The organism is Pectobacterium aquaticum (assembly GCF_003382565.3).
Taxonomy (GTDB): domain Bacteria; phylum Pseudomonadota; class Gammaproteobacteria; order Enterobacterales; family Enterobacteriaceae; genus Pectobacterium; species Pectobacterium aquaticum.
Window position 1 is genome coordinate 3,716,605 of record NZ_CP086253.1, and the last position, 21,374, is coordinate 3,737,978.

At 53.8% G+C, this 21,374-nt stretch carries 17 protein-coding genes and 1 riboswitch; of the genes, 12 read left to right on the forward strand and 5 right to left on the reverse strand.

The genetic code is table 11. The features are described 5' to 3' along the window. Positions 1–204 precede the first annotated feature (204 nt). Positions 205–1,824 carry a methyl-accepting chemotaxis protein gene (locus DMB82_RS17220; RefSeq protein WP_116163747.1) on the reverse strand — a complete coding sequence of 540 codons (1,620 nt, stop codon included), beginning with the start codon at positions 1,822–1,824 and terminating at the stop codon, positions 205–207. Between the two features lie 705 nt (positions 1,825–2,529). Here DMB82_RS17220 and DMB82_RS17225 point away from each other — a divergent pair. Together DMB82_RS17225 and DMB82_RS17230 are read left to right on the forward strand one after the other, a co-directional pair. After that, complete coding sequence (locus tag DMB82_RS17225) at positions 2,530–2,769, forward strand: type II toxin-antitoxin system CcdA family antitoxin (RefSeq protein ID WP_116163749.1); 240 nt, start codon at positions 2,530–2,532, stop codon at positions 2,767–2,769. 2 nt (positions 2,770–2,771) lie between these two features. Then, a complete protein-coding gene (locus DMB82_RS17230; protein ID WP_116163751.1) occupies positions 2,772–3,080 on the forward strand; it encodes a CcdB family protein in 309 nt (102 codons plus the stop codon). A 144-nt stretch (positions 3,081–3,224) separates the two neighbouring features. On the opposite strand, the gene sgrT is transcribed toward DMB82_RS17230, so the two are convergent. After that, on the reverse strand, positions 3,225–3,389 hold the full coding sequence (sgrT, locus tag DMB82_RS17235) for a glucose uptake inhibitor SgrT (protein WP_102117376.1): 165 nt from the start codon (positions 3,387–3,389) through the stop codon (positions 3,225–3,227). A 90-nt stretch (positions 3,390–3,479) separates the two neighbouring features. Here sgrT and sgrR point away from each other — a divergent pair, with 90 nt between their 5' ends. The 4 genes from sgrR to thiQ all read left to right on the forward strand — a co-directional run bounded on the left by sgrR (position 3,480) and on the right by thiQ (position 8,616). Further along, positions 3,480–5,138: an HTH-type transcriptional regulator SgrR gene (gene sgrR, locus DMB82_RS17240; protein ID WP_102117377.1), complete on the forward strand. Its 1,659-nt coding sequence runs from the start codon at positions 3,480–3,482 to the stop codon at positions 5,136–5,138. Between the two features lie 37 nt (positions 5,139–5,175). After that, positions 5,176–5,272, forward strand: a riboswitch (TPP riboswitch). A gap of 83 nt (positions 5,273–5,355) precedes the next feature. After that, positions 5,356–6,336 carry a thiamine ABC transporter substrate binding subunit gene (gene thiB, locus DMB82_RS17245; RefSeq protein WP_145985147.1) on the forward strand — a complete coding sequence of 327 codons (981 nt, stop codon included), beginning with the start codon at positions 5,356–5,358 and terminating at the stop codon, positions 6,334–6,336. Continuing rightward, positions 6,312–7,919 carry a thiamine/thiamine pyrophosphate ABC transporter permease ThiP gene (gene thiP, locus DMB82_RS17250; RefSeq protein ID WP_116163755.1) on the forward strand — a complete coding sequence of 536 codons (1,608 nt, stop codon included), beginning with the start codon at positions 6,312–6,314 and terminating at the stop codon, positions 7,917–7,919. The genes thiB and thiP overlap by 25 nt, the downstream gene beginning before the upstream one ends. Next, positions 7,906–8,616 carry a thiamine ABC transporter ATP-binding protein ThiQ gene (gene thiQ, locus DMB82_RS17255; RefSeq protein ID WP_116163757.1) on the forward strand — a complete coding sequence of 237 codons (711 nt, stop codon included), beginning with the start codon at positions 7,906–7,908 and terminating at the stop codon, positions 8,614–8,616. The genes thiP and thiQ overlap by 14 nt, the downstream gene beginning before the upstream one ends. A 4-nt stretch (positions 8,617–8,620) precedes the next feature. Here the strand turns inward: thiQ and DMB82_RS17260 are convergent, their stop codons facing one another. Further along, positions 8,621–10,243: a family 43 glycosylhydrolase gene (locus DMB82_RS17260; protein WP_116163759.1), complete on the reverse strand. Its 1,623-nt coding sequence runs from the start codon at positions 10,241–10,243 to the stop codon at positions 8,621–8,623. Positions 10,244–10,719: 476 nt separating this feature from the next. On the opposite strand from DMB82_RS17260, the gene DMB82_RS20825 reads away from it, so the two are divergent. The 3 genes from DMB82_RS20825 to ilvN all read left to right on the forward strand — a co-directional run bounded on the left by DMB82_RS20825 (position 10,720) and on the right by ilvN (position 12,919). Next, the gene (locus DMB82_RS20825) at positions 10,720–10,827 is read left to right on the forward strand and encodes an ilvB operon leader peptide IvbL (protein ID WP_015731251.1); all 108 of its coding nucleotides are present in this window, start codon (positions 10,720–10,722) and stop codon (positions 10,825–10,827) included. Between the two features lie 110 nt (positions 10,828–10,937). After that, positions 10,938–12,602, forward strand: coding sequence for an acetolactate synthase large subunit (gene ilvB / locus DMB82_RS17265; RefSeq protein ID WP_116166104.1), 1,665 nt, complete (start codon positions 10,938–10,940; stop codon positions 12,600–12,602). 5 nt (positions 12,603–12,607) lie between these two features. Next, the gene (ilvN, locus tag DMB82_RS17270; RefSeq protein WP_102117412.1) at positions 12,608–12,919 is read left to right on the forward strand and encodes an acetolactate synthase small subunit; all 312 of its coding nucleotides are present in this window, start codon (positions 12,608–12,610) and stop codon (positions 12,917–12,919) included. Positions 12,920–12,953: 34 nt separating this feature from the next. Here ilvN and DMB82_RS17275 read toward each other — a convergent pair whose 3' ends face one another. Then, positions 12,954–13,724, reverse strand: coding sequence for a DedA family protein (locus DMB82_RS17275; protein ID WP_116163760.1), 771 nt, complete (start codon positions 13,722–13,724; stop codon positions 12,954–12,956). A gap of 420 nt (positions 13,725–14,144) precedes the next feature. On the opposite strand from DMB82_RS17275, the gene DMB82_RS17280 reads away from it, so the two are divergent. From DMB82_RS17280 to rluA, 3 genes are all read left to right on the forward strand, one after another. Next, positions 14,145–16,511, forward strand: coding sequence for a DNA polymerase II (locus tag DMB82_RS17280; protein WP_102117385.1), 2,367 nt, complete (start codon positions 14,145–14,147; stop codon positions 16,509–16,511). A 162-nt stretch (positions 16,512–16,673) separates the two neighbouring features. Next, positions 16,674–19,577, forward strand: a complete 2,904-nt coding sequence (gene rapA, locus DMB82_RS17285) for an RNA polymerase-associated protein RapA (RefSeq protein WP_102117386.1) — start codon at positions 16,674–16,676, stop codon at positions 19,575–19,577. Between the two features lie 168 nt (positions 19,578–19,745). Continuing rightward, positions 19,746–20,399, forward strand: a complete 654-nt coding sequence (gene rluA / locus DMB82_RS17290) for a bifunctional tRNA pseudouridine(32) synthase/23S rRNA pseudouridine(746) synthase RluA (RefSeq protein WP_116163762.1) — start codon at positions 19,746–19,748, stop codon at positions 20,397–20,399. Between the two features lie 84 nt (positions 20,400–20,483). Here the strand turns inward: rluA and djlA are convergent, their stop codons facing one another. Next, the gene (djlA, locus tag DMB82_RS17295; RefSeq protein WP_116155400.1) at positions 20,484–21,374 is read right to left on the reverse strand and encodes a co-chaperone DjlA; all 891 of its coding nucleotides are present in this window, start codon (positions 21,372–21,374) and stop codon (positions 20,484–20,486) included.

Here is a 21,374-nt window from a genome sequence, read left to right on the forward strand (position 1 = left end):
TCTTATCCTTTGTACAAAATTGCTCTGGCGGAAACGACATCTGCGTACTTCTTTATAGATAGCCAGAAACAGCGTACCTGTTCACTGATTCTATCAGAAGCAGATTCACATCCCCATGCTCGAAAAAACGACGAAAAAAAGCCAGCGACAAAGCCGCTGGCCATTGATGATGCATTCTCGTCTTTATGTCTTTTACCAACCGAGTTACATCAGATGAAATCGGGATACGCCAAGATTCAACCGTTCGGCCTGCTGTTCGAGCGATGCGGCAGACGAGGAAGCCTCTAGCACCAGTGTCGCGTTTTGTTGCGTAACCCGATCCATTTCTGATATCGCTAACGATACCTGATTGATACCGCTACTCTGTTCATCGGAAGCCAGCGCGATTTCATTCATAATGCGGGTGACGTTATTAATTTCAGCCACAATCTCGGCCATCGCTTTACCCGCTTCGGATGCCAGCGTCGTTCCCTCTGTCACTCTGGCTTCGGATTCTTTAATCAGTGCAGCAATTTCCGTTGCGGCATTAGCCGAGCGCTGTGCCAGATTACGCACCTCTCCTGCGACTACCGCAAATCCTTTACCCTGCTCGCCCGCTCTCGCTGCTTCAACTGCCGCATTCAGTGCCAGAATATTGGTCTGGAATGCAATCCCGTTAATGAGCGCGATAATCTCAGAAATCTTGTCTGAACTCTTGGCGATATCCGCCATAGACCCCACCACCTGTTCAACAATGCTGCCACCGTTCACCGCTTTGGCAGAGGTCTCCGTCGCCACAACGCTTGCATGGTGCGCATTATCGGTATTCTGCTTCACGGCAGCCGTGAGCTGCTCCATGCTGGCCGCCGTTTCCGCCAACGCCGCAGCCTGCTGCTCTGTTCGTGCAGACAAATCCGTATTACCGACGGCAATTTTCGTCGAACTACTGTGAATCGACTCTGCACTGTCGCGTACCGAGCCAACCGTTTCGGAGAGCGAATCCTGCATTTGCTGGATGTTATTCCCTAAAATACCGATTTCATTCCGCCCGACATCCACACTTGTGCGCGTTAAATCTCCGTGCGCGATTGCCTGTATGCGCGACACCCAATACTGCACGGGGTTAATGATGACCCGACGAATTAATAAGAACGTCATACCCGTTAATACGATAGCCAGAATAAAGGCCCCCATCATGAACGTATAGCCCAGAGTGGAATTCCTTTCAGCCGTCACATTAATATTTTTTGCCATTTCAACCCGATAAAGATAAGACGCCTTCAACGGCACATCATACTCATCGTCCAATTTAGATAGGGTTGTCGACTCAAACGCATTGAGTTTTTCAACATTGCCCTTCTTCGCGATGTCAAACATGGGTTTGATACCGCGTTCGACATAATCGCCATAGCGCGCTTTTAATTCATTATCGCGGGCAAGTTCAACATCTGAACGAACCGACCTATTTTGATACCCATTAAACATTTTCTGAGACATCGACAGACGTTCTTCTGCCGCTTTCATACTCGCATTGTAGTTATCAGTAAGACCATTACGTAAGTGATTCACAGCATGGAGCAAATTCATACGCGCTGCTCGCATATGATTAGCACTATCAACCAGTTCCATTCGAACATTCAATTCCAACGTCGAACTATTTAACGACTGTTCAGCCTGCTTAAGAAAATAGGACGATGTGGCAACTGCCAAGGCAAAGAGCAGTAAAACACCAGAAAAAACAACGATAAAAAGCGGAGTTAATTTGATGTTATGCAATCCAGAAGCGGAATGCTGGAGTTCTGGTTTTTCGTAAATTGCTATTGACTGATAAGGAATATCGCTCATTTTTACATCCGCCGAGTTATTCAAAAAATTGCTGTAAAGTAAATTGTCGGTAAGCAAGAAAAAATAAAACGCCGCTACATGTTACATAATATTTAAAGATTGTGATAATGTGCGTTAAACACAAGATAAAAAACAGGGGGCTATAAGAAATAATTTTATACATAGGAGCGTCATCACAAAAAATCGCCTATGATTTCAATGGAAATAGTTTCAAAAAAAACAGTTTATAATTGAAATCATTGCACTAACTTAATGAATTATTTTAGTCATTATTATTACATTAATATTAATTATAAAAGAAAAAATAAATTAGCGAACTCATTCTTTTTTATTGAAAAAAATACGCTTTGACATTCAATATTACTGATTGATTTATTATTTCGTCATTCGGAATATAAAAGCATCACGCTACGACACGCCCGGATTAACGTTCACCTATGCCCTCGAGCTTCGGCACGTTGTCGCCCGTCTAAAACCGGTGGAGTAACCCGCCGTAAGCATGCCCGGTGTCTTTCTCTGCGGGCATGCTTCCTCTCCAGTCTTCTTCTTCAATTTGCTTTTGCGAAGCTGCGCGCAGGCCGATCACGCCGTTTAAATGTCAGCTAAATAAGCAGGTATATTTCATTTCCGTAGAGGTTGCGATACACCAGAACCAAACGCATAATCATTACACGTGCTATTACACGTGTAATTTTCGGAGGCCTTATGCCCGTAACAAGCGTTCGTCATAAAAAAACGGTCAGTGTGACGCTGGAACCCGTGTTGCTCCAACAGGCACGTGAAGCCGGAATTAACTTATCCGCAATACTCACCGAGGCGCTGAAGAGAGAAATTCGCCTTTCTGAAGGGGAAAAATGGAAGCAGCAGAACCAGAAGGCATTACAGGAACTAAACCGTATCACAGATAAACACGGCTTATTATCCGACGATGGCAGGACGTTTTAAGCATGCAATATAAAGTTTACCGTAATAACGGTAACAGCAACTCATACCCTTACCTGCTCAACATCCAAAGTGACATCATCGGGGAATTACATACCCGCCTGGTGATACCGTTGTTTCCACTACACAAAATTGCCAGACCACCAGCTCGAAGGCTAACGCCGATAGTCACTGTCGAAGGCAACGATTACCTGATAATGACCCATGAAATGGCGAGCGTACGCCGCTCACAACTTGGCAATGAAGTTATGGATGCGCAGGTGTACCGAAAAACAATCAAGGACGCCGTTGATTTCCTGCTTGATGGGTTCTAAGTGGAAAAATCCCTTTAACCATGCAAATCGTCCGCGACAGCCAAAACAAGAGAGATACAGGTAAACACCATAAAAAAAGCCAGCGAAAAAACTCGCTGGCTGGTGAAACGTCACCATTACTCAGAATTCTTTTTCTCACACCACCTAGAGCCAATGACGATATTCGTCGTCGGACATGTCTTTCAGGTGCCACTGCGTCGCCTGCTGTAGTAATGCAATACGCTGTTGGGTAGACATCCATCGCAACCACTTTGCTTTACAGGTCGATAAGTAGGTTTGATAGAACTGGGACAAACGGGAAATCGCCATCAGCCACCTCCTCTCTTTCCTTGTTAGAAAGTATCGGCGTAATATAGGGAAAGATAAATTGATGACTTTAGTGCAGGGAGTTCCTCTTTTATGTCTTCCCCTCGATTGCAACAACAGTTCATCCGCCTGTGGCAGCACTTTCAGGGGCAAACCACCGACACCACGCTGCAAGAGCTCACTGGTGTGTTGAATTGCTCACGCCGCCATATCCGTTCGCTGCTGAACGCGATGCAGCAAGAAGGCTGGCTGGTCTGGCAAGCCGAGGCCGGAAGAGGAAAACGCTCGCAGCTCTCCTTTGTGTATACCGGATTGGCGCTACAGCAACAGCGTGCCGAAGATTTGCTGGAACAGGATCGCATTGAGCAGCTAGTGCAGTTGGTGGGTGACAAAGAAACGGTGCGCCAGATGCTACTTGCCCACCTTGGGCGGAGCTTCCGGCAGGGGAAACACATTCTGCGCATCCTCTATTACCGTCCTTTACGCAATTTACTGCCCGGCTCGGCGCTACGGCGTTCAGAGATGCACATTGCCCGGCAAATTTTCAGCGGACTCACCAATATAAATGAGGAAAATGGGGAAATTGAGCCCGATCTAGCTCATCACTGGCAGATGATCTCCCCCCTGCATTGGCGATTTTATCTGCGTCCGGCCATCCGCTTCCATCACGGTCGCGAACTCACAATGGATGATGTCATCACCTCCCTCAAGCGCCTCACCGCCTGGCCACTGTTTGCGCACCTTGAAACCGTCACGTCACCGATGCCCTTCGTGATTGATATTCGGCTAAACAGCTCGGATAAATGGCTGCCGTGGCTATTGGGCTGCGTGCACGCCATGATTTTGCCACAAGAGTGGAAAACGCTACCGGATTTTGCCCAACGCCCAATTGGCACCGGCCCTTACGCCGTGGTGCGCAATAACAGCAACCAGTTGAAGATCCGCGCCTTCGATGATTATTTTGGCTATCGGGCGCTGATTGATGAAGTCAACATCTGGGTACTGCCGGACGAACCGGAAGAAATGCCGGTCTCCGTCCAATTCCAGTCTGATGATTCTCATCACGAACAGTTGGAAAGCCGGATGGAAGAAGGCTGCTATTTCCTGCTGTTCGATAAGCGTTCACCGCTTGCTGAACGCCCGGAGGTTCGTCGCTGGCTCTGGCAGGTCTTTAACCCGATTTCGCTCCTCAGTCACGCCGATGCTAGCCACCAGCGCGACTGGTCCCCCGCTTATAGCCTGTTGCCACGCTGGCATCACCATCATCCACACGATAGTGAACCCATCCCGGCAGGGCTGACGCAGGTGACGCTGACCTTTTATCATGAGCACCCTGAATACCGGATATTAAGCGAAATCATGCGCACGCTGCTGGCGAAACACGGCGTCACCCTGCATGTCCATACGGTCAGCTACGAAGACTGGTATCAAGGCAATGCCGAAAGCGATATCTGGTTTAGCAGCGTGAATTGCTATTTGCCGCTCGAATTATCCCTGTTTGCAATGCTCTACGAACTCCCGCTGGTGCAGCACTGTCTGAATGACGATCTGCAGGCAGATGCACAGCAGTGGCGCAATCACTCGCTGCCGATGGCGGAATGGTGTGAAAAGCTGATCGCCAGCGGCCAACTGCACCCTCTTCTGCATCACTGGCTACAGCTTCAGGGGCAGCGCAGTATGCGCGGCGTCAGGATGAATATGTTGGGCTGGTTTGATTTTAAATCCGCCTGGTTTGCACCGCCGGAACGCTGAGAGCCTTTCGCTGCCCGACTTAACCCTTTACAATGTGCCGTTCTCAACGGGGTGCGGAAAATTTTTCGCTGAGAAGATACCCGTCGAACCTGATCCGGTTAATACCGGCGAAGGGATTTGAGAGTGCGGCTTATTGCTGCCTCAAAGTCCTTTGCCACCCTATGATTCTCAGGAGTGCAAAGTGTTAAATCAATTACTACACCGTTCAGCCACCGCGCTGAAAATCAGCCTGCCTTGCCTGTTACTGCTCTCTGCTTCGGCCTTCGCCAAGCCTGCGCTTACCGTTTATACCTACGATTCGTTCGCTTCCGAATGGGGTCCGGGCCCTGTCATCAAGACCGAATTTGAAAAAGAGTGCGAGTGCGAACTGAATTTCGTCGCACTGGAAGACGGCGCATCGCTGCTGAACCGTCTGCGTATGGAAGGCAAAAACAGCAAAGCGGACATCATTCTGGGACTGGACAACAACCTGTTGCAAGCAGCAGAGCAAACCGGCCTGTTTGCGCCACACGGTCAGGACACCCGTGCCGTCACGGTGCCGGGCGGCTGGAGCAATAAGACGTTCGTTCCTTACGACTACGGCTACTTTGCGTTTGTGTATAACAAAGACACGTTGAAGAACCCGCCGAAAAGCCTGCATGAGCTGGTGGACAGCAATGCACCGTGGAAAGTGATCTATCAGGATCCGCGCACCAGCACGCCGGGGCTAGGTTTGCTGTTATGGATGCAGAAAGTGTACGGCGACGATGCGCCACAAGCCTGGCAGAAGCTGGCGAAAAAAACCGTTACCGTCACCAAAGGCTGGAGTGAAGCCTACGGTCTGTTCCTGAAAGGGGAAGCGGATCTGGTGCTGAGCTACACCACGTCACCGGCCTATCACATCATTGAAGAAAAGAAAGACAACTACGCGGCGGCTACCTTTAGCGAAGGGCACTATCTGCAAATCGAAATCGCCGGGCAGTTGGCTTCCAGCAAAAATCCCGAACTGGCAAAACGCTTTATGCAGTTCATTCTGAGCCCAACCTTCCAGCAGGCTATCCCTACCACAAACTGGATGTATCCGGCGGTTAAAACTGATCTGCCAGCAGGCTTCGCGACGCTTGCGGTTCCTGAGAAAGCCATGCAGTTCAGCGCACAGGACGTTGCCGACCAAAGGACGCAGTGGATTCAGGCATGGCAACGCGCCGTCAGCCACTGATCGGCGGACGTCTGTGGCCGGGGCTACTGGCCACAACGCTGTTAATTTCCGTTGCCGCACTGGCTTTCGGTGCGCTATGGCTACAGGCGCCCGAAAGCCAGTGGAGCACGCTATGGCATGACAGCTATCTCTGGCATGTCATCCGGTTTACCTTCTGGCAGGCCTTTCTCTCTGCGCTGTTTTCTACCGTTCCGGCGATATTCCTTGCCAGAGCGCTGTATCGGCGGCGCTTTCTCGGCCATCGCTGGCTGCTGCGCCTGTGCGCGATGACGCTGGTGCTGCCCGTGCTGGTAGCTGTTTTTGGCCTGCTCAGCGTTTATGGTCGGCAAGGCTGGCTGGCCTCTGCGTTGGGCTGGTTTGGCCTGAAATACACGTTTTCGCCCTATGGGTTGCAGGGCATCCTGCTGGCGCACGTCTTCTTCAATCTGCCGCTGGCAACCCGATTGCTGTTGCAGTCGTTAGAAGGCATCGCTACCGAGCAGCGTCAATTGGCCGCGAATCTGGGCATGAACAGCTGGCAGCATTTCCGCCTGCTGGAATGGCCCGCCCTGCGCCGGCAGATTTTACCCACTGGCGCACTGATTTTTATGCTCTGCTTCGCCAGCTTTGCTACGGTGCTGTCGCTGGGCGGTGGCCCGCAGGCAACCACGATCGAGCTGGCTATCTATCAGGCATTAAGCTTTGATTACGATCCGGGGCGCGCGGCACTGCTGGCGTTAATTCAGATGGTCTGCTGTCTTGGTTTGGTGCTGCTGAGCCAGCGGCTGGGGCGCATTCTGCCCGTCGGCAGCACACAACAGCTTGCCTGGCGCAACCCGCAAGATAGCGCCTTAAGCCGCGTCACCGACGGCCTGCTGATTGGTGCGCTGTTGCTGCTGGTCGTCCCCCCTTTACTGGCCGTGGTGGTCGATGGTGTGAACCGCTCTTTGGTTACCGTGCTGCAACAACCTGTGCTCTGGCAAACGCTGTTTACCTCGCTACGCATTGCCTTAGGCGCGGGACTCCTGTGTCTGGTGCTAACCATGATGCTGCTCTGGAGCAGTCGCGAGCTCAAGCTACGCCAGAAGCCACTGTACGGGCAGTTGATGAACCTGAGCGGTATGCTCATCCTCGCCATGCCAGGCATTGTGCTGGCAACCGGCTTTTTCCTGCTGCTGAATAACAGCATCGGATTACCGCAATCTCCTTACGTACTGGTGGTGTTCACCAACGCGCTGATGGCAATTCCGTACGCGATCAAAGTACTGGAAAACCCGATGCTGGACGTTGCCGAACGCTACAACCGACTCTGCACGTCGCTGGATATTCGCGGCTGGCAGCGGCTGAGACTGATCGAACTCGCCGCGCTAAAACAGCCGCTGGCGCAAGCGTTGGCTTTTGCCTGCGTGCTGTCGATCGGGGATTTCGGCGTCATCGCGCTGTTCGGTAATGAGCAGTTCCGCACGCTGCCATTCTATCTGTACCAGCAAATTGGTTCCTATCGCGGCGCCGACGGCGCAGTCACGGCGCTGCTCTTAATGCTGCTGTGCTTTATGTTATTTACCCTGATTGAGAAACTGGCAGGCCGTCATGATCGCGCTTGAGAAATTGACCTACTTTTATCAGCACTTGCCCATGCGTTTTGATTTTCACGTCAAACCGGGCGAGCGCATCGCCATCCTCGGCCCCAGCGGCGCAGGGAAAAGCACGCTGCTGAATCTGGTTGCGGGCTTCCTGATGGCAGACAGCGGGGAATTACGGCTTAACGGCGAATCTCACCGCGAGACGCCTCCCGCTAAACGACCGGTTTCGATTCTGTTTCAGGAAAATAACCTGTTTCCTCATCTGACAATCGGGCAAAACATCGCGCTGGGGCTACACCCTGGCCTGCGGCTTAGTGCAGAACAGCGCGAGACGCTACGGCAGATTGCCGATCGGGTCGGTCTGGCCGATCTTCTGGATCGTCTGCCCTCGCAGGTTTCTGGCGGACAGCGCCAGCGCGCGGCATTGGCACGCTGTCTGGTGCGTCATCAGCCGATTCTGCTATTGGATGAACCGTTCTCGGCACTCGATCCCGCGCTGCGTCAGGAGATGCTCGATCTGGTTGAGAGCGTATGTCAGGAGCGTCAGTTCACGCTGTTGATGGTGTCCCACAATCTGGATGATGCCATGCGGATCGCAAAACGTACGGTGCTGATCGTAGACGGGCAGATTTATTATGATGGGCCGACTCAGGCGCTACAGGATGGCAGCGCCGAAGCGTCCGCCATCCTGGGAATTTCACGTCCGTCTTCGGATTGAAGAATTAAGGCAAAGCCTGATAGCGCAAGTTGCTGAACGTGACGTCGCCCTCGCCTGAAGCATACAGGGCAGGCCGCAAACTGAGGAAATCATACGCGACGTTGTGATGGTAGCCGGACACTTCCATCTGCACCGGATATTTCTTCCACGGTTCCTGATCCGAGGTGCGGGTGTAGAACGTCACAATGTGGCGATCGTTTCTCATCAGAATCTGCACCTGATTGCCCGTAATATGCGGCAGTTTCTTCTCCGCCCTTTCCAGCCCGTAGCGATGCATGACGGTGCCGTCCTGATTAAACGACAGCCCGACGTATAGCTTCGCGTTATAGAACAACAGCAACCCTGCCTGTGCGCCGGGGGCAAAATTCGCCGTGACTTCAATCTGGTAAGCCTGATCGCCAGGGATCATCGTCAGCGGCGCGCTGTCCTTCGGCGACGTGCCTTTTGCCTTCAGGTGCAGCTTGCCCTCACTGAGCGTGACCCGTTTCAATTCCTCCGCATTGGCACGGTAGAAATGCCAGCGAGCCGGAAATTTCTCGTCGGTAAAGCTATCAGACCAACCGATGCCGTGAGGCACTGCCTCGCCGCCTTCCGGCTTGCGAATCGGTTTGCCGGTATCGAATCCAGCAGATGTAAACCAGCCATCATCACCCCAGACGATCGGCTCCAGCATCGCCTGCCGCCCCAGTGTCATAAAGCCGTTTTCATAACCGTGATACACCATGTACCAGTTTTTATCCGGCCCTTCGATCAGCGTCGCATGGCCGCGCGACCACCATTTCTCTGAACGATCCTGCGTGCGGATAATCGGGTTGTGCGGCGAGTTTTCCCACGGTCCGTTGATCGATTTCGAGCGTGCAGCAATCACCATGTGTCCGGTCGGAGGCCCAGCCGTTCCACCTTCCGCCAGCACCATGTAGAAGTAGTCGCCGTGGCGCAGCATCTTCGGCCCTTCCTGCGAGAAGCTTTCCACATCCCACTCTTCCGGGTACTGCCATCCCTGATAGACCACCGCCATTTCACCGACCGTCGACAGCCCGTCATCCGTCAATTGCACGCGGTTACCACCAGACATAAAGATGTAACGCTTGCCGTCCTCTCCCACGACGTGGCCGGGGTCGCTAGCCGGGTTTTTCAAGCCAGTATCTTTCGGCGGCGTCCACGGGCCGTGGATATCATCGGCGGTAATTACATACAGCGTCTTCTTTTTCGTCCCTTTGGCGTCGATAATCCGGTTTGTAGTGAAGTAGATATAATACTTGCCGTTGTGCTTCACCAAATCCGGTGCCCAGATCGCATCGACAGGCGTCGTGATCGCGGGGCCAAGCGGTTCCCAGTTCACTAAATCGCGAGAATGCCAAATCAACAGCCCGGGGATGTCGTCAAATGACGAGAAGGTCATGTAATAGTCATCCCCGTCTTTGATCATCGTGGGGTCAGGATGATCGCCCGCAATAATCGGATTGAGATAACAGCCATTGCCCAAATCAGCCTGCCGCTGCTGTTCGATACCCCGTTTCCATTCATTGGCAGGGCCAGCCTGACAGGCTATCGCCTGACCAATACCCACTGCCATCAATAAGATACCGCTCAATACGCCTTTCCCTACCACTCGGGACACGCCCATTTATCACCACCCACTATCTCAATGATTATTTTATAATTTATAACATTGAAACCCTGTTCCAATTGTGAAAACAGTCACGCTTCTCTCGGTTATACGGCGAAAAATCAGGCGGTAATCGTGCGGTGAAATACCAATATATACCCTAAATAATTCGAGTTTCAGGACAAAACGTAGCGTTTTGAACAGCGCTTGCGCTGACCCCGAAGGGGTGAGGCCATAGGCCGAATAACGCGGCAAGTGAGGGAATCCCGATGAGCTTACTCAAGTAAGTGATTCGGGTGACTGAGCGCAGCCAACGCACATGCAACTCGAAGTATGACGGGTATACTGTGACCAATTCGACATATTCAGTTTTTATCCCTTGTAGGTATTGTGTCTTTTTGTACTGCTGTGCTTATATGAGTTGGCGAGTGAATAACTCATTCGAACACAACATTCGGCCATAAATAATTCACTAGAACATAAATAGGATTCCCGTGACGCACTATTCTTCTTCCACTTCAGCACTACTAAGCACCGCGCATGTTGACGCGGTCGTCGTCGTGCGCGTGGTCGTCGTGGTCGTCGTCGGCAGCGCGCCGTAACGGGTTCCGAATCGAAGATTCTCAAACCCCGCCGGCGCAAGCCGAGCGGGGTTTCTTGTTTTTACCTTCCCCGCTCCGACACCGCACCGGCCCTGATGAAGGATGTAAACATGCGTTATACAGGCGCTCAGTTAATTGTTCGGCTGCTCGAACAGCAGGGCATCACCACCGTCGCGGGCATTCCCGGCGGCGCGGCCCTGCCGTTATATGATGCACTGGGTCAAAGTAAGACGATTCGCCACGTTCTGGCTCGCCACGAGCAAGGTGCGGGATTTATGGCACAAGGCATGGCACGTGCCAGCGGACGCGCCGCAGTTTGTATGGCTTCCAGCGGGCCAGGGGCGACCAACCTGCTCACCGCCATCGCCGATGCCAAACTGGATTCGATCCCGCTGGTGTGTATCACCGGTCAGGTGCCTTCCAGCATGATCGGTACCGATGCGTTTCAGGAAGTCGACACCTACGGCATCTCTATTCCCGTCACCAAACATAACTATCTGGTTCGCGACATCAACGAACTGCCGCGCGTGATCCCAGAAGCCTTTCGCATCGCACAGTCGGGTCGCCCTGGCCCCGTGTGGATCGATATTCCCAAAGACATTCAGAATGCGACCATTGAGCTGAGCGAACTGCCGGACGTCTTCCCTCTCGATACGCCACCCGCTATAGCCCAGCAGGAAATCGAGCGTGCTGCGGCCATGATTAATGCGGCTCAGCGTCCAGTGCTCTATCTCGGCGGCGGGATCATTAGCGGCGTCGCGCACGAACAGGCGGTTCAACTGGCGGAACGCTCCAACCTACCAACCACCATGACGCTGATGGCGCTGGGTACGATGCCTGTCGATCATCCCCTGTCGCTCGGGATGCTGGGTATGCACGCCGCACGATCAACCAATCTGATCTTACAGCAGGCGGATTTGTTAATTGTGCTGGGGGCACGTTTTGACGATCGCGCGATTGGTAAAGCGGAACAGTTTTGCCCGCAAGCCAGCATCATTCATATCGATATCGATCCCGCCGAACTGGGTAAGATCCGCCAGCCACACGTGGCGATCAACGCGGATGTCGCACAGGCGCTGGATCAGTTGCTGCCGCATGTTGCGCCACAGCAGCGTGAGGTATGGCGTGCCACCGTCTGCGGGCTGCAACAGGAATTCCCGTTCAGCATGCCGGGTGCTGACGATCCATTAAGCCATTATGGTCTGGTTCAGGCCACGGCACAGGCGCTGACGGATGATGCCATCATCACGACCGATGTCGGCCAGCATCAGATGTGGGTCGCACAGTCTTATCCGCTGCGTCGTCCACGCCAATGGCTGACATCCGGCGGGTTTGGGACGATGGGCTTTGGCCTGCCTGCGGCGATTGGCGCGGCGCTGGCTGAACCAAATCGCACCGTGGTGTGTTTCTCTGGTGATGGCAGCCTGATGATGAATATTCAGGAAATGGCGACCGCGGCAGAAGAAGGACTTAACGTAAAAATCGTCCTGATGAACAACCAGTCACTCGGTCTGGTTCACCAGCAACAGGATATGTTTTTCCAGAAGCGCATCTTCGCGGCCGATTACCGCTACAGCGCGAATTTCCTCGCGATTGCCGCAGGTTTTGGCTTTGCGACTTGCGATCTGAACGCCGCCGCCGATCCACAGGCCGCGCTGCAAGAGATGCTCAACCAACCAGGTCCTGCGCTGATCCACGTACTTATTGACGCCAATGAAAAAGTGTTACCCATCGTGCCACCGGGCGCAGCGAACATCGATATGATCGGAGATTAATGACTATGCCAATTCAACCCACTTCGCCAACGCAAGCAACGTCAAATCAGGTCACGCTAGAACTCTCTGTGCGCAACCATCCCGGCGTCATGTCACACGTTTGTGGCCTGTTTGCCCGTCGCGCATTTAACGTGGAAGGCATTCTGTGTATGCCGCTGGCAAATGGCGAGGAAAGCCGGATCTGGCTACTGGTCAAAGATGACCAGCGGCTACAGCAAATGATCAGTCAGGTGGAAAAGCTGGAAGACGTCCTTCAGGTTCGCCGTCACGGTGAAGAAATGCGTATTTTCGAGCAGGTCGCCGAGTTCTACTGCTAACTGGCTTGGCCGGGTCTTCCCGGCCTGCCCAACCTTACCCGTTTAACACCTGCCACAGCAGATGGCGGTAAACGGGCATCAGCGGGTGCTGAATCAGTACAACCAACAAGGCAACCGCCGCCACGGACATCACGGGCGCGACCCAGCGCAGGCGTTTGAGCGGCATCGTTCTGTTAAACCAGTCATGATGCTTACGCTTATCACTGCGCCACAAGCGCCAGTTTAGCCAGCCTGCGCCCCACACCATGATGATAGTAATCAGCAGCAGCCATTTAAATCCTGCACTGTTCGTCCCCGCAGGAATATCAATCGCGACACCAGCCAGAATACCCGGTAAGAAATAGGCCGGCGGCCACAGCAGGCAGCCGATGATATTCGGCACGGCAAATTTATAAGGCGGTAACCCCAACATCCCTGCCACCATCGGGATGAGCGGACGCGTCGGGCCGACGAAACGCCCGATCAGTATCGTCGGCATCGGGTGCTGATATAGGGCATATTCGGTTTTACTCAGTAACGTCTGATACTTTTTCAGGAAAGACCAGTTATGTAACGGGGCTTTGAAACGCCTACCAATAAAATAGGAAATCCAGTCCCCTAGCAGGCAACCAATAATCCCAGCCGCCCACGCTGGGTACAACCCCAATTGTCCGCTGCCGATCAGTGCCCCTAGCGTTGCCATCATCACCGTGCCCGGCAATAATAGCCCCACCATAGCCAGAGACTCCAGAAAGGCGACCAGCATGACGGCGATCAGTGAATACGCGAGTGATTGAGTAACCAGATGATCCAGCCACACTTCCATAAAACCTACCCGTACGTTATAAAAACAAGGATTGTCTGGATCATAGCAGAAGCGGTCAACTCCTGATTTTATCCCATCATTTAAGTTGCCTGCCGATATTGCCAGCAAACAAAACCCGCCCGTAAGCATGGAACAGGAAAGGCAGGATTTTCCCGATGCTACTGTCAACAATATTGGTTTTTTCACCACCGATGGTTGGGGTTGCTACGCACGAAAAATCGTGTCAGAAAAACACCATTACAACGCATTTGCGCCATAACCATAAATGTCATGTTATCAGGTGAGAGAGAGGCCTTTTCCCTGCCCGACGATAACAACGGGCTCATTACCGCATAGCCAAACACTGGACATCAACTGTATAAATAACCATACTTACTCCTACCATCCTTCCCTATCTCGCTTGCGATAAAAGGCCGCTTAGTGACTCAGGTTCGTCAGGGGTTTCTACTGACCCGCCACTGGAACGATACACCAGCCGGCACGCAGGTTGAATTCTGGCTGGCCACCGATGAGGGCCCGCAACTCGCACGCCTGCCGGTACAGCAGGCCGTTGCCTTTATTCCTGCACAGCAAGAAGCCCGCGCAAGAACGCTTTTACAGCAGGAAAAACGCTGGCAGTTAAAACCGCTCGCCATGCAGGATTTCCACCATCAGCCGCTGCTAGGGCTGTATTGCCCACAATACCGCCAGTTGCTGCGACTGGAGAAATTGCTGCGTGAAGGCGGCGTTCAGGTTTACGAAGCGGATATTCGGCCGACGGAACGCTTTCTGATGGAGCGCTTTATCACCGCGCCCGTGTGGTTTAGCGGTAACCCAACGTCAGGTAGCCTGCTGACGGAAGCCCGCATGAAGCCCAATCCTGATTACCGCCCGACGCTCAAACTGGTGTCGTTGGATATCGAAACCACCCGCCACGGCGAGCTTTACTGCATCGGGCTGGAAGGCTGCGGACAGCGTCAGGTTTACATGCTCGGCCCGCCGAACGGCACGCCTGCCGAACACGAAGATTTTAATCTTGAGTACGTCGCCAGCCGCCCGCTGCTGTTGGAAAAGCTAAATGCCTGGATGCAGCAGCACGATCCCGATGCCATCATCGGCTGGAATCTGGTGCAGTTTGATCTGCGCGTCTTGCAGAAACATGCCGAGCGCTACAACATTCCACTCAAGCTGGGGCGCAACGGACAGGCGTTAGAATGGCGGGAACACGGTTTTAAACAGGGGCATTTTTTTGCCAGCGCTACTGGCCGTTTGATTATTGACGGCATTGACGCGCTCAAGTCCGCGACGTGGAATTTTGCCTCGTTTAGTCTGGAATTCGTCGCGCAGTCGCTGCTGGGGGAAGGCAAAGCCATCGACACACCCTATCAGCGGATGGATGAAATCGACCGCCGTTTTGCCGAAGATAAACCCGCTCTCGCGCGCTATAACCTGCAAGACTGCGAACTGGTCACGCGTATTTTCGACAAAACCGAGCTGCTGCCTTTCTTGCTAGAACGCGCCAGCGTCACTGGTCTGGCGGCCGACCGCAGCGGCGGTTCCGTGGCGGCATTTTCCCACCTTTATTTACCGCGCATGCATCGCATGGGTTACGTTGCCCCGAATCTGGGTGACGTCGCACTTGAAGCCAGCCCCGGCGGATTTGTGATGGATTCGCGTCCCGGACTGTATGATTCGGTGCTCGTGCTGGATTATAAGAGCCTCTACCCTTCTATCATCCGCACGTTCCTGATCGACCCGGTCGGGCTGGCGGTGGGAACACAGAATCCTGACGCTCAGCACGCCGTCTCCGGCTTTCGCGGAGCGTGGTTCTCCCGCGAACAGCACTGCCTGCCGGCGATTGTCGAGCAGATCTGGCAAGGGCGTGAGGCGGCGAAGCGCGCCAATAATAAACCTCTGTCGCAGGCACTCAAGATCATCATGAATGCCTTTTACGGCGTACTGGGTGCGACAGGCTGTCGCTTCTTCGATCCGCGTCTCGCCTCCTCCATCACCCTACGCGGCCATGAAATCATGCGCAAAACGCGCGAACTGATCGAGGAACAGGGCTATCAGGTAATTTATGGCGATACCGACTCCACCTTTGTCTGGTTGAAGCACGCGCATAGCGAAGAAGAAGCAGCAAAGATTGGCAAAACGCTGGTGCAGCACGTTAACCAATGGTGGACGCAGCATTTGCAAGACACTCAGCAGTTGACCAGTGCGCTGGAGCTGGAGTTTGAAACACATTTTCGCCGCTTCCTGATGCCAACGATTCGCGGCGCGGAACAAGGCAGTAAAAAACGCTACGCCGGTCTGATCGACACGCCACAAGGCGAAAAAATGGTGTTCAAAGGGCTGGAAACCGTGCGTACCGACTGGACACCGTTGGCGCAGCAATTTCAACAGCAGCTCTATCTGCTGATTTTTCAGCAACAGCCTTATCAGGACTGGCTGCGGGATTATGTCGATCGTACCCTGAACGGTGATGTTGACGATCTGCTGATCTACCGTAAACGGCTGCGCCGTCGGCTCGATGATTACCAGCGCAACGTGCCGCCACACGCCAGAGCCGCGAAAATCGCCGATGACTATAACCGCCAGCAAGGACGACCGCTGCAATACCAAAACGGCGGCTGGATCAGCTATGTGATGACCGTCAACGGCCCCGAACCGCTGGAAACCCGGCATTCTCCGCTGGATTACCAGCATTATGTCGAACGCCAGCTCCAGCCCGTCGCGGACGCCATTTTACCGTTCCTGCACGACGATTTTGCTACACTGGTAACCGGCCAGATGGGCTTGTTTTAAATGAAAGGGGTTAATTCGCGCCACAGCAAGTTTGAGGGGTGACGAACGCACCGTCATCTATTACCATAACGCCCTTTCTGAATTTGCATCAGCAGCATTATCAGCACCCGATAATGTCATCAGACATTCCTCCGACACAGACGAACATCGAGCTAAGAATTTATGCCTTTTACACTTGGTCAGCGCTGGATCAGCGATACGGAAAGCGAACTTGGACTGGGAACGGTTGTTGCCGTCGATACGCGTATGATTACGCTGCTTTTCCCTGCCAGCGGTGAAAACCGACTTTATTCCCGCAGCGACGCCCCCATCACCCGCGTGATGTTCAATCCCGGCGACACCGTCACCAGCCATGAAGGCTGGCAGCTCAAAGTGGATGACGTGCGAGAAGAAAAAGGGTTGCTGGTGTATTGCGGCCAACGCCTGGACGATGAAACGTCGGCGGAACTGCGTGAAGTCTTTCTGGATAGCAAACTGACGTTCAACAAACCGCAAGATCGCCTGTTCGCCGGACAGATCGATCGTATGGATCGCTTTGCACTGCGCTATCGCGCCCGCAAGCATCAGAACGAGCAGGCGCGACAACAATGGGGCGGATTGCGCGGCATGCGTGCCAGCCTTATCCCCCATCAACTTCATATCGCTCATGAAGTCGGCCAACGCCACGCGCCACGCGTTTTGCTGGCGGACGAAGTCGGACTGGGAAAAACCATTGAGGCGGGGATGATCATCCACCAGCAACTGCTGGCGGGTCGTGCTAGTCGCGTGCTGATTGTCGTGCCGGAAACGCTGCAACACCAGTGGCTGGTCGAAATGCTGCGCCGCTTTAACCTGCTGTTTTCCCTGTTTGACGACGAGCGCTATGCCGAAGCCAAGCTGGACAGCAGCAATCCGTTTGAAACTGAACAGTTGGTCATCTGCTCACTGGGATTTGTGCAACGCAGCGCCCAGCGCTTTGCGCAGCTCGTCAACGCCGACTGGGATCTGCTGGTGGTGGATGAAGCCCACCATCTGGTCTGGAGCGAAGAAAGCCCCAGCCCAGAATATCAGGCTATTGAAACGCTGGCACGCGCCACGCCGGCCGTTCTGCTGTTAACCGCGACGCCGGAACAGCTTGGCCAGCAGAGCCACTTTGCGCGCTTACGCCTGCTCGATCCCAATCGTTTCCACGACTATCAGGAGTTCGTTGCCGAACAGCAGCAGTACCGTCCGGTCGCCGATGCCGTCACGTTGCTGTTAGCGGGCGAAAAGGCTAAAACGGCTGAACTGAATGCGCTGAGCGATCTGCTGGGCGAGCAGGACATTGAACCGTTACTGAAAGCCATCAACAGCGATAGCGATGACAATCAGAAAGCGCGTCAGGAACTGATCACCATGCTGATGGATCGCCACGGCACCAGCCGCGTGCTGTTCCGTAACACCCGTCAAGGGGTTAAAGGCTTCCCGCAGCGTGTCCTGCATCAAATTCGCCTGCCGCTGCCGGCGCAGTACCAAACGGCGATTAAAGTATCCGGCATTATGAACGCGAATAAGGCGTTGGAAGTCCGCGCCCGCGACATGCTGTACCCGGAACAAATTTATCAACAGCTCGAAGGGGACGATGCCACCTGGTGGAACTTCGATCCGCGCGTAGAATGGTTACTGAACTACCTGACCGCACACCGTGATGAAAAAATCCTGGTGATCTGTGCACAGGCAGCCACCGCGCTACAGCTGGAACAAGTGCTGCGCACGCGTGAAGCGATCCGCGCCGCCGTCTTCCATGAAGGGCTGTCGATTCTTGAACGTGACCGCGCCGCCGCCTATTTTGCTTCTGAAGAAGAAGGCGCACAGGTGCTGATCTGTTCAGAGATTGGTTCCGAAGGCCGTAACTTCCAGTTTGCCAGCCATTTAGTGATGTTCGATCTGCCGTTCAACCCCGACCTGCTGGAACAGCGTATTGGTCGTCTGGACCGTATCGGGCAGGCAAAAGAAATTCAGATCATGGTGCCGTATCTGGAAAATACCGCACAGGCCTTGCTGGTGCGCTGGTATCACGAAGGGCTGGACGCATTTGAGCACACCTGCCCGACAGGCCGTACCATCTATGATGCCCACCACACGCAGCTGATCGAGCGACTGACGACCGTTGGTGAACAGCAGGGACTGGATGAGTTTATCCATGTTTGCCGTCAACAGCACGACAGCCTGAAGCAACAGCTTGAACAAGGCCGCGATCGCCTGCTGGAAATGCATTCTAACGGTGGTGAACAGGCTCAACTGCTAGCGCAAGCCATTGCCGAGCAGGATAATGACGTCAATTTGGTGACATTCGCCCTGAACCTGTTCGATATTGTTGGCATCAATCAGGAAGATCGCAGCGATAACCTGATCATTCTGACGCCATCCGATCATATGCTGGTGCCAGACTTCCCGGGCCTGCCGCAGGACGGCTGTACGATCACTTTCGATCGCGATCAGGCGCTCTCTCGCGAAGATGCACAGTTTATCAGTTGGGAACACCCGCTGATCCGTAACGGGCTCGATCTGGTACTGTCCGGCGATACCGGCAGCTGTGCGGTGTCACTGCTGAAAAATAAAGCGCTGCCGGTCGGCACACTGCTGGCGGAACTGGTTTACGTGGTGGAAGCGCAGGCACCAAAACACCTGCAACTGACCCGCTTCCTGCCACCTACGCCAGTTCGCCTGCTGATGGATCGTAAAGGCACTAATCTGGCAGCACAGGTTGAGTTTGAGAGCTTCAACCGCCAGCTCAATGCGGTAAACCGTCATACATCCAGCAAGCTGGTGAATGCGGTACAAGCCGATGTTCACGCCATGTTGCAACAGGCGGAAGCGCTGGTCGAAACGCAGGCACGCCAGCTCATCACCGAGGCTCAGGAGCAGGCTGACCTGCAATTGCGCCGCGAGCTGGAACGTCTGGAAGCGCTGAAAGCCGTCAACCCTAACATTCGTGAAGATGAGTTGACCGCACTGGAAAACCAGCGCGAACAGGTGCTGAGCAACCTGCATGAAGCCAACTGGCGTCTGGATGCTATTCGTCTGGTTGTGGTGACGCACCAGTAAGCATTGCTGACTGCGGTATAGGCATCGCGCTATACCGCAGCCATAACGACATGCTGTTTGCAAAATCGAGATACACGGGCCTACCACGGGGCGAGGTCTCCCTGCGGGAACCTCATCCCCGTGTTCTCCCTAATATCACACATTATACGTTGCCTGAAAGGTGCTCCGATGGAACCCTATAATCCGCCTACCGATCCCTGGTTGCCTATTCTGTATCAGGATCAGCACATCATGGTGGTGAATAAACCCAGCGGTCTGCTGTCGGTTCCCGGCCGTGCGCCAGAACACAAAGACAGCGTCATGAACCGCATTCAGGCTGACTACCCGACGGCTGAATCTGTGCATCGTCTGGATATGGCAACCAGCGGCGTGATTGCCGTTGCACTCACGAAAGCCGCTGAACGCGAATTAAAGCGTCAGTTTCGCGAGCGCGAGCCCAAGAAATCCTACCTTGCCCGCGTCTGGGGACATATGGCGCAGGATGAGGGCGTCATCGACCTGCCACTGATCTGCGACTGGCCGAACCGCCCGAAACAGAAAGTCTGCTTTGAAACAGGAAAATCAGCACAGACAGAGTATCAGGTACTTTCGCGTGACGCTGACGGTACAACACGCGTCAAGCTGATGCCGATTACCGGTCGCTCTCATCAACTGCGAGTCCACCTGCTTGCGCTGGGTCACCCTATCCTCGGCGATGGCTTTTATGCGCATCCCGATGCCAAAGCACTGGCCCCCCGTCTTTTACTGCATGCACAAGAACTGGCTATCACGCACCCCGCTTTCAATACCCCAATGCACTTTCGTTGCGAAGCCGATTTCTGAGGCAAACGCGCTGACGGTGTTTACAAATTGGGTTTGGTGGAGCAGTAAAACAGGGGAGTAATTGAGGAAGAGGAAGAATGCGGATTATTTTGTCTGATTCGCGCTTTTTAACAGCTCATAGGCAGCCTGAATATCCTGCGCTTTGCGCTTAGCCATCTCCATCATCCTTGGCGAAAGCTTCTTGGCGACCAGCTTATCGGGATGATGTTCGCTCATGAGTTTGCGGTAGGCGCGCTTAATCGTCACAGCATCATCGCTGCTGCGCACGCCCAGCGTACGACAGGCACTTTCGACCGTTGGCCCTCGCGGCGGTGAAGCCGGGCGTTGGCCGCCATAAGAGTGTCCGTTGGAGTAGCCCCCGCTGGAGTGACCGTTACTGCGACGCTGATACGATTTACCGTTCTGGCGTGACTGATTCTGCCGCGACTGCTGCCCCGTGGTACTTTCCATATTCCGCAGAAAGAACTCAAACTGCTCGCGCGTCACGCCCAACTCATCGGCAATCACGTACAACACGCGTCGTTCGTTAGGATGCAGAACGCCATCAACAAACGCGACCTGAAGCTGAATTTCCAGAAACATCTTAATTAAATCAAAACGTCCCAGACAGGCATCGCGCAGCTTGCGTAATTTTATTCGCAGAGGGAAATGGCTGGTTTTTCCTTCTCGGAAAGCCCGTTGAGCGGCAGCTCTGGCCTCACCAAATAGCTCAAGGCGATCCATCATTTTGGTCGCGATCCTGATATCAGCTTCCGTCACCCGGCCTTTGGATTTGGTCAGGTGTCCCATGGCCTGAAAGGTCGTGAGAAAGAACAATGACTGACGGGTAGACTGAGCAGAGAAATAATCACGGCGACGCGATGCCCGAGCTTTGTCAATCCAATGCCCCATCAGTAAGCCCATGATCATTCCCCAGATGCCAGCACTTGAGACGATTCCCAGCGCCAACCCCAGCAACTTTCCCCAATACCGCAT

Bases quoted from the DNA above. Each gene is read 5' to 3' on its own strand.
- DMB82_RS17220 (WP_116163747.1), bottom strand. From the start codon at position 1,824: ATGAGCGATATTCCTTATCAGTCAATAGCAATTTACGAAAAACCAGAA.
- DMB82_RS17225 (WP_116163749.1), top strand. From the start codon at position 2,530: ATGCCCGTAACAAGCGTTCGTCATAAAAAAACGGTCAGTGTGACGCTG.
- DMB82_RS17230 (WP_116163751.1), top strand. From the start codon at position 2,772: ATGCAATATAAAGTTTACCGTAATAACGGTAACAGCAACTCATACCCT.
- sgrT (WP_102117376.1), bottom strand. From the start codon at position 3,389: ATGGCGATTTCCCGTTTGTCCCAGTTCTATCAAACCTACTTATCGACC.
- sgrR (WP_102117377.1), top strand. From the start codon at position 3,480: ATGTCTTCCCCTCGATTGCAACAACAGTTCATCCGCCTGTGGCAGCAC.
- thiP (WP_116163755.1), top strand. From the start codon at position 6,312: ATGGCAACGCGCCGTCAGCCACTGATCGGCGGACGTCTGTGGCCGGGG.
- thiQ (WP_116163757.1), top strand. From the start codon at position 7,906: ATGATCGCGCTTGAGAAATTGACCTACTTTTATCAGCACTTGCCCATG.
- DMB82_RS17260 (WP_116163759.1), bottom strand. From the start codon at position 10,243: ATGGGCGTGTCCCGAGTGGTAGGGAAAGGCGTATTGAGCGGTATCTTA.
- ilvB (WP_116166104.1), top strand. From the start codon at position 10,938: ATGCGTTATACAGGCGCTCAGTTAATTGTTCGGCTGCTCGAACAGCAG.
- ilvN (WP_102117412.1), top strand. From the start codon at position 12,608: ATGCCAATTCAACCCACTTCGCCAACGCAAGCAACGTCAAATCAGGTC.
- DMB82_RS17275 (WP_116163760.1), bottom strand. From the start codon at position 13,724: ATGGAAGTGTGGCTGGATCATCTGGTTACTCAATCACTCGCGTATTCA.
- rapA (WP_102117386.1), top strand. From the start codon at position 16,674: ATGCCTTTTACACTTGGTCAGCGCTGGATCAGCGATACGGAAAGCGAA.
- rluA (WP_116163762.1), top strand. From the start codon at position 19,746: ATGGAACCCTATAATCCGCCTACCGATCCCTGGTTGCCTATTCTGTAT.
- djlA (WP_116155400.1), bottom strand. From the start codon at position 21,374: ATGCGGTATTGGGGAAAGTTGCTGGGGTTGGCGCTGGGAATCGTCTCA.